The organism is Micromonospora citrea, assembly GCF_049629545.1.
GTDB lineage: Bacteria > Actinomycetota > Actinomycetes > Mycobacteriales > Micromonosporaceae > Micromonospora > Micromonospora citrea_A.
In genome coordinates, this window is sequence record NZ_JBNADX010000053.1 from 1 (window position 1) to 9,622 (window position 9,622).

The 9,622-nt window shown below is 72.6% G+C and carries 10 protein-coding genes; 6 read left to right on the top strand and 4 right to left on the bottom strand.

What is annotated here, in order from left to right:
- Positions 1-205 precede the first annotated feature (205 nt).
- Both ACPFP2_RS29640 and ACPFP2_RS29645 read left to right on the top strand, forming a co-directional pair.
- A complete protein-coding gene (locus ACPFP2_RS29640) occupies positions 206-535 on the top strand; it encodes a hypothetical protein (protein ID WP_424093517.1) in 330 nt (109 codons plus the stop codon).
- Complete coding sequence (locus ACPFP2_RS29645; RefSeq protein WP_424093518.1) at positions 532-1,185, top strand: nucleotidyl transferase AbiEii/AbiGii toxin family protein; 654 nt, start codon at positions 532-534, stop codon at positions 1,183-1,185. Before ACPFP2_RS29640 ends, ACPFP2_RS29645 begins: the two co-directional genes overlap by 4 nt.
- A 54-nt stretch (positions 1,186-1,239) precedes the next feature.
- On the opposite strand, the gene ACPFP2_RS29650 is transcribed toward ACPFP2_RS29645, so the two are convergent.
- Positions 1,240-2,142: an SDR family oxidoreductase gene (locus tag ACPFP2_RS29650; RefSeq protein ID WP_424093520.1), complete on the bottom strand. Its 903-nt coding sequence runs from the start codon at positions 2,140-2,142 to the stop codon at positions 1,240-1,242.
- Between the two features lie 222 nt (positions 2,143-2,364).
- Between ACPFP2_RS29650 and ACPFP2_RS29655 the strand changes: the two genes are divergently transcribed.
- Positions 2,365-4,158 carry a bifunctional metallophosphatase/5'-nucleotidase gene (locus tag ACPFP2_RS29655; RefSeq protein WP_424093522.1) on the top strand — a complete coding sequence of 598 codons (1,794 nt, stop codon included), beginning with the start codon at positions 2,365-2,367 and terminating at the stop codon, positions 4,156-4,158.
- Between the two features lie 61 nt (positions 4,159-4,219).
- Here the strand turns inward: ACPFP2_RS29655 and ACPFP2_RS29660 are convergent, their stop codons facing one another.
- The gene (locus tag ACPFP2_RS29660; RefSeq protein ID WP_088974264.1) at positions 4,220-4,417 is read right to left on the bottom strand and encodes a hypothetical protein; all 198 of its coding nucleotides are present in this window, start codon (positions 4,415-4,417) and stop codon (positions 4,220-4,222) included.
- A gap of 94 nt (positions 4,418-4,511) precedes the next feature.
- On the opposite strand from ACPFP2_RS29660, the gene ACPFP2_RS29665 reads away from it, so the two are divergent.
- The gene (locus ACPFP2_RS29665) at positions 4,512-5,546 is read left to right on the top strand and encodes an NAD(P)-dependent alcohol dehydrogenase (protein WP_424093525.1); all 1,035 of its coding nucleotides are present in this window, start codon (positions 4,512-4,514) and stop codon (positions 5,544-5,546) included.
- A 39-nt stretch (positions 5,547-5,585) separates the two neighbouring features.
- Here ACPFP2_RS29665 and ACPFP2_RS29670 read toward each other — a convergent pair whose 3' ends face one another.
- Entirely contained in the window at positions 5,586-6,737 is a 1,152-nt protein-coding gene (locus tag ACPFP2_RS29670; RefSeq protein ID WP_424093527.1) for a geranylgeranyl reductase family protein, read from the bottom strand.
- Positions 6,738-6,875: 138 nt separating this feature from the next.
- Here ACPFP2_RS29670 and ACPFP2_RS29675 point away from each other — a divergent pair, with 138 nt between their 5' ends.
- Both ACPFP2_RS29675 and ACPFP2_RS29680 read left to right on the top strand, forming a co-directional pair.
- Entirely contained in the window at positions 6,876-7,112 is a 237-nt protein-coding gene (locus ACPFP2_RS29675; protein ID WP_424093529.1) for a hypothetical protein, read from the top strand.
- Between the two features lie 58 nt (positions 7,113-7,170).
- Positions 7,171-8,604, top strand: a complete 1,434-nt coding sequence (locus tag ACPFP2_RS29680) for an MFS transporter (protein ID WP_424093531.1) — start codon at positions 7,171-7,173, stop codon at positions 8,602-8,604.
- A gap of 184 nt (positions 8,605-8,788) precedes the next feature.
- Here ACPFP2_RS29680 and ACPFP2_RS29685 read toward each other — a convergent pair whose 3' ends face one another.
- Positions 8,789-9,379 carry a hypothetical protein gene (locus ACPFP2_RS29685; protein ID WP_424093533.1) on the bottom strand — a complete coding sequence of 197 codons (591 nt, stop codon included), beginning with the start codon at positions 9,377-9,379 and terminating at the stop codon, positions 8,789-8,791.
- Positions 9,380-9,622: the final 243 nt, after the last annotated feature.

A 9,622-nucleotide genomic window follows, 5' to 3' on the forward strand; every position in this document is an offset into this window, starting at 1 on the left:
ACGGCGGCCGACCACGACGGCGGGGTGGCCCGACCGTGACCGGCGCAGGGATCAAGCCTGACCGCCCGGAGCCGGGCACGGTCGGGCCACCCCACCCACGCAGCCGATACCTCCGGTCGTAGCCGAGACGCACCCGCGCGGGCCGGAAGGTGCGAGGGGCGGGTTGGTCGGCCGGTTCGGGCCGCAGCGGGGTTACCCTGAGGGCATGCAGACCACGGCGACCCCCGCGTGCCTGGCCCGCCCGGGCCGGCCCGCCGTGGTGGCGCGCACCCTCACCGAGCTGGCCGGCCCCACTCGGGGTGTGGTGGAGCTGCCGGTACGGCTGATGTGGAACCGTGAGCGGACGTTCGACCTGGCGGATCCGGACGACCTGCTCTGGATGTACGAGAACGTGCTGCGGGAGAGCACCCGCACCGACGACCTGCGGCAGCTGATCAACGGCCGCACGCTGCGCCGGGTGTGGCGTCGACTGAACCTGCCCCGGGGTGTGCGACAGGCGTGGGAGAGCCGGCACCGGGGCCTGCGTACCGCGTGACGCACCTGCACGACTTCTACCGGGAGGTCGCCCGGGTGGCCCTGACGGCCGCCGGGCCGCACCGGTTCGTGCTGGGCGGCGGGGTGGCCTGGGCCGCGCACGGCCTGGTCACCCGGCCGACGGAGGACGTCGACCTGTTCGCCGACGTGGAGGGCGCGGCCGCGGCGGCGGCGACGGAGGTGCGCGTCGCGCTGGAACGCGCCGGGTACGAGGTCGTCGACGCCGACCCGGACAGCGACCTCGCGGAACTCTTCGACGGCTTCGACCGGGACATGAAGGACTTCGTGGTCACCCGCGGGGCGCGGCAGATCCGGCTGAGCCTGGCCCGGCTCGACCGGTACCGCTCCCCGGTGGTGATGGACTTCGGTCCGGTGATGGACGTGCGCGACCTGGTGGCGAACAAGGTCGCCGCCCTGGTGAACCGCCGCGAGGTGCGCGACTGGATCGACGTGGCGGCGGCGCTGGAGCACTACTGCGTCACCGAGCTGCTGGAGCTGGCCCGGCAGGTCGACCCGGCGCTCGACGACTCCGACGTGCGGGAGGCCGGACGGTACCTGGACCGGGTCGCGGACCGCCGGTTCACCCGCTATGGACTGGACGCCACGCAGGTGGCGCAGCTGCGGCGGCGACTGGCCGCCTGGCCGCGCTGACCGCCGAGGACGCGGACGCCCGGATGGCGGTGCGCCACCCGGGCGGGGCGGGGCTCACTTGGTCGGACGCCCACCGGTCACGCCGAGGATCTCCCCGGTGACGTAGCTGGACTCCTGGGAGGCGAAGAAGACGTACGCCGGGGCGAGCTCGGCGGGCTGTCCGGGACGGCCCATCGGAGTGTCGGTGCCGAACTGCTTCACCTTCTCCTCCGGCATGGTGGCCGGGATCAGTGGCGTCCAGACCGGGCCGGGCGCGACCGCGTTGACCCGGATGCCCTGCTCGGCGAGCTGCGCGGCGAGCGCCTTGGTGAAGTTGGCGATGCCCGCCTTGGTGGTGGCGTAGTCGAGCAGCTGCGGCGACGGGTCGAACGCCTGGATGGACGTGGTGTTGATGATCGTCGCACCTTCCTTCAGGTGCGGAAGGGCCTCCTGGCAGAGCCAGAACATGGCGTACAGGTTGGTCTTCATGACCCGGTCGAACTGCGCGGTGGTGATGCCGGCGATCCCGTCGTCCTGCGACATCTGGTAGGCGGCGTTGTTCACCAGGATGTCGATGCCGCCGAGGTCGGACAGGGTACGCGCGACGAGTTCCCGGCAGTGCCCCTCGTCGGTGAGGTCGGTGCGCACCGCGACGCCCTTGCGGCCGGCCTGCTCGACGAGCCGGACCGTCTCCCGGGCGTCGGCGTCCTCCTCCTCGCCGAGGTAGGAGATGAGCACGTCGGCGCCCTCCCGGGCGAAGGCGATCGCGACGGCCCGGCCGATGCCCGAGTCACCGCCGGTGATCAGGGCGCGCTTGCCCTCCAGTCGGCCGCTGCCCCGGTACGACTCCTCACCGTGGTCGGGTTTCGGTCCCATCTCGCGGGTCGAGCCCGGCGCGGACTGCTGCTGCGCCGGCTGCCCCTCCTGCTGGCCGTACTGGCCGGTGGGGTCCTGCGGGGTGAACTGGTCCTGGCTCACGGGTGTCTCCTTCGTCCGTCCCGGTCCCTGTCTGCCCTACCCGTCGGCGGGGTGCGGAAACGGGCACGGCGGCGCTCCGGACGACCCCGGTGTTACGCGCAGGTGGCCGGCGGCGCTGGTGGTGTGAAACACCTCGGGTCGCTGTGGCAGGAGTGACAGGGGCTCGTTATGGTGCGCATCGGTGCCCACGAGGCGCCTCACCCCCATCGGAAAGGCACCGCATTGACCTCCTCCTCCGGCGCCTCGCGCCGTCAGGTGCTGGCCGTGGCCGCCGCCGCGGCGACCGCTCCCCTGCTCGCCGGCGCCCCCGCCCGGGCCGCCGAGGCGAAGGGCCCGAAGACCTGGGACCTGACCGTCCTGGGCACCTCGGACACGCACGGCAACGTCTACAACTGGGACTACTACAAGGACGCCGAGTACGACGACAGCCGGCACAACGACGTCGGTGTGGCGAAGCTGGCCACCCTGGTCAACCAGGTCCGCGCGGAGCGCGCGGGCCGGGCGACCCTCGTCCTCGACGCCGGCGACACCATCCAGGGCACCCCGCTGGCCACCTACTACGCCAAGCAGGAGCCGATCACCGTCACCGGTGAGACGCACCCGATGGCGAACGCCATGAACGTGCTCCGGTACGACGCGGTGACGCTGGGCAACCACGAGTTCAACTACGGCCTGCCGCTGCTGGCGAAGTGGATCGAGCAGCTCGGGTTCCCGGCGCTGGCCGCGAACGCGCTCAACGAGAAGACCGGCAAGCCGGCCTACCTGCCGTACGTGATCAAGAAGGTGCACCTCGGCGGGGCGGACTCCCCCACCATCCGCGTCGGCATCCTCGGCCTGACCAACCCCGGTTCGGCGATCTGGGACAAGGCCAACGTCGAAGGCAGGCTGATCTTCGCCGACATGATCGAGACGGCCGCGAAGTGGGTGCCGATCATGCGGGAGCGCGGCGCCGACCTGGTGATCATCTCGGCGCACGGCGGCGACAGCGGCACCTCCAGCTACGGCCCGGAGCTGCCGATCGAGAACCCGGTGGCGCTGATCGCCCAGCAGGTGCCGGGCATCGACGCGATCCTCTTCGGCCACGCCCACGCCGAGGTGGTGGAGAAGTTCGTCACCAACACCGTCACCGGCGAGCAGGTGCTCACCGCCGAGCCGTCCAAGTGGGGGCAGCGGCTGACCCGGATGGACTTCACCGTCCAGAAGGTGCGCGGCCGGTGGAAGGTCGTCACCAAGGGCGCCACCATGCTCAACACCAACACCGTGGTCGAGGACCCGGCGGTGCTCGCCGCCGTGCGCGGCCAGCACACCAAGACGGTGGACTACGTCAACACCGTGGTCGCCCAGTCCTCGCAGGAGCTGTCGGCCGCCGAGTCCCGGTACAAGGACACCCCGATCCTGGACTTCATCAACCACGTGCAGACCGAGGTCGTCACCACCGCGCTCGCCGGCACGGCGTACGCGGGCCTGCCGGTGCTGTCCATCGCGGCCCCGTTCAGCCGTACCGCGGTCTTCTCGCAGGGCGACGTGCGCATCCGTGACGTCGCGGGCCTGTACGTCTTCGACAACACCCTCGAGGCCGTGGTGCTCACCGGCGCGGAGGTGCGGGCCTACCTGGAGTACTCGGCGAAGTACTTCCGGACCCTGGCCGTCGGCGCCACCGTCGACCCGACCACCATCAGCGACCCGGCCGTCCCGGACTACAACTACGACGTGATCTCCGGGCTCGACTACGACATCGACATCTCCGAGCCGGTCGGGCAGCGGATCACCCGCCTCGTCCTGCCCGGCACCGAGACCCCGGTCGCCGACGACGCGCAGTTCGTCATCGCGGTCAACAACTACCGGCGCAGCGGCGGCGGCAACTTCCCCGGCATCGTGAAGACCCAGGTCTACAACCAGCAGCAGGAGATCCGCCAGCTGCTGATCGACTGGGCGCAGGCCAAGGGCGTCATCGACCCGGCCGACTTCTTCGTGCCGAACTGGAAGCTGGTACGCGAGGGCGTGCCGGTCTTCTGACCCGTACCACCGTCGACGGGCCGTGGGTGTCCTCGCACCCGCGGCCCGTCCGCGTACCCGGTCAGCCCACCCCCGGCAACAGGCCGAGCGCCCGCTGGTCGGGGTCGTCCACCGGTTCGGGATAGTCCCGCCGGGCGTCGGTCTCACGCAACTCGACCCGCTCGTCCGGACGGACCGGCGCGGGCAGCTCGCCGAAGCGGACGTGCCGCAGGAACGCGTACTCCTCGTCGGTGAACGACGCGGGAACCGGCTCACTCATACCGCCATTCTCCTCCCGACACCGGCCGGCATCAACGACGCCACCGGGGGTAAACGCGCCCCGACCGGCGTCGGCGACGAGGTGGAGGACGAGCATGCGCGCGGTACGGATGACCAACCCCGGAGTGCTCGAGCAGGTCGAGGTCCCCACCCCGACGGCCGGAGCGGGCGAGGTGCTGCTCGCCGTCGGCGCGGTCGGCCTCTGTCACTCCGACCTGCACATCCTGGACGCCCCGCCGGGGCTCTTCCCCACCCCGATCACGTTGGGCCACGAGACCGCCGGCACGGTGGAGGCCGTGGGCGCCGGGGTCACCGGGTGGACCCCCGGCGACCGGGCGGCGGTCTACGGGATCGTCGGCTGCGGCACCTGCCGGGGCTGCCTGCGCGGGGCCGAGAACCAGTGCCGCCGGATCCTGCCGGGTGGCATCGGGCTCAGCCGCGACGGGGGTCTCGCCGAGTACGTCACCGTGCCCGCCAGGAACCTGCTGCACGTCGGGGACATGGACCTCACCCAGGCCGCGCCGCTGACCGACGCGGGGCTGACGCCGTACCACGCGGTGGAGCTGGCCCGGCCGGCGTTGCGCCCCGGGACCTTCTGCGTGGTGATCGGCATCGGCGGGCTGGGGCACATGGCGGTGCAGATCCTGACCGCCACCACCGCGGTGCGGATCATCGCCGTCGACACCAGCGTCGCCGCGCTGGACCTGGCCACCCGGATGGGCGCGCACCACGTGGTGCAGGCCGGCCCGGAGGCGACGCAGCGGATCCGGGAGATCGTCGGAGAGGCCCCGGACGGCGCCGACGTCGTGATCGACTGCGTCGGGGTGGACGCGACGCTGACCACCGCCCGCACCGTGGTGGCCACCGGCGGCAAGCTGCTGCTGGTCGGGCTGGGCGGCGGCACGCTGCCGGTCCACCCGGTAGCCGACGCGCCGCCCACCCTGCCGCTGGAGACCACCGTCGAGATCCCGTTCTGGGGCACCCGTGCCGAACTGCAGGAGGTGATCGCGCTGGGCCGGGCCGGTCTGATCACCGCCGACGTGCAGACCTTCCCGCTGGAGCGGGCCCCCGAGGCGTACGACCTGCTGCGCCGGGGCGAGGTCCACGGCCGGGCGGTGGTGGTGCCCTGAGCGGGTCGGCCGCTCGGGGCGAGGTGCCGTCCGGGACGGTCAGCGGGGCAGGGTGGCCGTGGGCCGCACCGGCGGGAGGCGGTTCAGCAGCGCCAGCCCGGCCCGTACCGGCGCGAGGGTCAACGTCCGGTCGAAACTCGCCCGGCCCTGGCAGAACCGCACGAACATCGACCAGCCCGCCGGCGTGGCCAGCAGTGCGTGGAAGACGTCCGGCCGGCGTTCGAAGACCTCCAGCAGGCGGTGCCCCGCCCGCATCGACGGCACCAGCCGCTCGCGTACGTCCCGCTCGTAGCGGTCGAGGTCACCGGCGGCGACCGCCTCGCCGGCGAGGGCGCCGGAGCGCAGCGCGTAGCTGATCCCCTCCCGGCTCCACGGTTCGAGCAGGCCCGCCGCGTCCCCGGCGACCAGCACCCGGCCCCGGCGCAGCGGGGAGTCGTCGGCCCGGCAGCGGGTCAGGTGCCCCGAGTCGTGCTCCGGCTCCACCTCGGACAGGCCCAGCCGGTCGACGAAACGGCGCAGGTACTGGCGGGTGCCCTCGCCCTCGCCCCGCCCGGCGATCACGCCGACGGTCAGCGACGACCCCTTCGGGAACACCCAGGCGTACGAGCCGGGGATGGCGCCCCAGTCGAGCAGCAGCCGGCCCTGCCAGCGCCGCTGCACGTGCGCCGGGACCGGCAGCTCCCGCTCCAGGCCCAGGTCCACCTGACGGAACCGGACGCCCACGTGCCGGGAGGTCACCCCCGACGAGCCGTCCGCCCCGATCACCGTCCGGGCCCGCACGGTGGCACCGTCGGCCAGGCGTACGCGTACCCCGTCGGGATCCTGGTCGACACCCCGCACGGCGACCCCCTCGCGCAGCTCGGCCTCGGCGGTGACGGCGGCCGAGCGCAGCCGGTCGTCGAACTCGTCGCGGCGCACCATGGCCACCAGCGGGGTGCGGTGCCGGCGGGTGAAGGCGCGTCGCCCGTCCCGGGTGAACGTCACCCGGTCCACCCGGTCGTGCGCGGGCACCTCGATCCGGCCGGCGACGGCGGACAGCGAGGTGCCGATCAGGCCGCCGCCGCAGGTCTTGTAACGGGGGTGGGTGGCCCGGTCCAGCACCAGGGTGCGGACACCCGCCGCGGCGGCGACCCGCGCGGCACAGAGCCCGGCGGGGCCGGCGCCGACGACGACGAGATCCCAGATGATCACGGCGTCCACCCTAGGGCACCCCGGCCCGGTCGGCCGCGCATGACGGACCGAACGGACGGGCATTGTCGGTCACCCACGGGGTAAGCCGCGGTACCCGGACCGCCCGGTGGACGGGCGGTTCACGGCAAGGAGGTCACCATGCAGCAGGTACGTCTGTCGGAGGCCGAGGAACGGGTGTACGACGCCGTCGCGGCGCTGGAGTCGCGCGGGCAGGTGCCGTACCCGGATCTGATCGCCCAGGAGGCGGGGATGGCGGAGGAGGACGTGCACCAGCCGCTGCACCTGCTCACCGAGAAGGACCTGCTGCACCGGGAGGACTCACCGATGGCCGGGCTGGACTTCGGCCCCCGGTGGTGCGCCCGCCAGATGGCGTGACCCGTCCGCCCCGCCGGGGCGCCGGCGGCGCGCGGCCGTGCCTGATCGACCGCCCGCGGTGAGCGCCACCGGTGACCGGCGCCGGTGGCACGCTCTCGGCGTCGGGCTGGTCGCGGCGTTCATGACCCTGCTGGACGTCAGCATCGTCAACGTCGCCGTGCCGTCGATCCAACGGTCCCTGGGTGCCGGCCCCAGCGACCTGCAGTGGGTGCTCTCCGGGTACGCGCTGACCTTCGGGTTGCTCCTGGTGCCCGCCGGTCGGTTCGGCGACGCGCACGGGCGACGCACCGCCTTCGTGGTGGGCGTCGCCCTGTTCACCCTCACCAGCGCCGCCGCCGGCCTGGCCACCTCCCCCGGTTGGCTGGTCGCCGCCCGGCTGTTGCAGGGCGCCGCCGCCGGCGTGGTCAACCCTCAGGTCACCGGCCTGATCCAGCAACTGTTCCGGGGCTCCGAGCGGGGCCGCGCGTTCGGCCTGCTCGGCGCGACCATCGGCGTCTCCACCGCGATCGGTCCGCTGCTCGGCGGCCTGCTCATCCAGTTCGGCGGCGCCGCGCACGGCTGGCGCTGGGTGTTCTTCGTCAACGTGCCGGTGGGTGTCGTCGCGGTGCTGCTCGGCTGGCGGCTGCTGCCGGCCCGGCCGACGGGGCAGCCCGACCGGCACCGGCTGGATCCGCTCGGGGTTCTGCTGCTCGGCGGCGGGGTAATGCTCCTGCTCCTGCCGCTGGTGCAACGGGAGCAGTGGCAGAGTCCGTGGAAGTGGGCGCTGATCCCGGTCGGCGTGGCGGTGCTGCTCGGCTTCGCCCTGTGGGAGCGCCGGTACGCCCGACGGGCCACGCCCCTGTTCGACCTGCGGCTGTTCGGGCTGCGCTCGTACACCCTGGGCACGCTGATCGCGCTGGTCTACTTCGGCGGCTTCACCGCGATCTTCTTCATCTTCACCCTCTACCTGCAGAACGGCCTGGGCTACAGCGCGCTGGTGGCCGGGCTGGCGATCACGCCGTTCGCCCTCGGCTCGGCACTGGCGTCCGCGCTCGGCGGCCGGATCGTCGACCGGATCGGCCGGCCACTGGTCGGCGTCGGACTCGTCGTGGTGGTGGCCGGCCTCGGCGCGACGGTGATCGTCCTGCGCGGTTCCCCGACCGCCGGGGTCCCGCTGCTCACCGCCGTGCCGCTGCTGCTGGCCGGGTTGGGCAGCGGCCTGGTCATCACGCCGAACCAGACGCTGACCCTGTCGCAGGTGCCGGTGCCGCAGGCCGGCAGCGCGGCCGGGATGCTGCAGACCGGCCAGCGGATCGGCTCCGCCGCGGGCATCGCGGCGGTCGGGGCGCTGTTCTTCTCGTCGCTGGAGAGCAGTCGTGGCGACTGGTCGACGGCCTTCCGGCACTCGCTGCTGCTGGCGGCGGGGATCATCGCGCTGGCGCTCGCCGCCGCGCTCGTGGATGTGACACTGAGCCGTCGCGCCGACCGGACGCAGCGTGCCGGCCGCTCCTGACCGTGCCGGCAGCAGCCCCGCACCTTCCCGGGCCACCCCAGTTGATCATGACGTTGGTGGCAGCCGGAGAGATCCACACCGCCACCAACTTCATGGTCAACTTGCGGGGTGGTGGGTCTGAGCAGATACGCCGCTGGCCGGCACCCCGTTGTGGGGTGCCGGCCAGCATGCGTGTGTGGGTGGGTCAGCTGTTCCAGTGCTCGGCGACGAGGTCGGCGGCCTGCTGCTCCCACTGGGCGTAGTGGTCCGGGTAGGCCGACACCTGCACGGTCTGGGCGGCCTTGGTCAGCGGCATATCCTGCCAGCCGTCGACCTGCTTCAAACCCTTGAGGAAGGCGAGGGTGGAGTACTCGGGGTCGGTGATCTGCTCGACCGTGCCCCAACCACTGGACGGGCGCTGCTGGAACAGGCCCTGCGAGTCGTGGTCGTTGCGGTCACCCAGGTGACCCAGGTTCTCCAACTTCGACTCCTGCAACGCCGTCGCGATCGACACCACCGCGGCCCGCTCGTCCATCCCGGCCTTCTTCGTCGCCGCGATGATCGCCTTGGTGTTGGCGACCTGCTCGTCGGTCAGGTCGACACGCGACTGCTCGCCCTGCACACCGTGCGGAATCAGCTTGCCCTTGTCCACACCCGACTTCTCCGCCATCACCGCGACGGTCTTGACGTCAGCCGGAGCGGCGTGGGCCTCGGTCACCGGGCCGGCGAACACGCCACCGGCAAAGGCCAGACCAGCAACACCCAGAACGCTCTTACGAATGATCGTGGTGTTCATCAGGAAGCTCCTTCACGGGGGTCGACACACACGCTCGATGGGGGCCGAGCACGTGCGGGCACCTCGACAGGCGCTCAAAGGGGGAAAGTCGATGCCCGGCTCCACGCAAACCCCGAGGGGTTCGCGGTCACGCCAAGCCGAGAGGCTCGCGGCGCCGGGACCATGTGTAACGACCGGCGGGCCACCACCATTCCCGGCCCGGGCACCACCCCGGGCCGACCCGATCGGGGCCTGGCAGCGGGG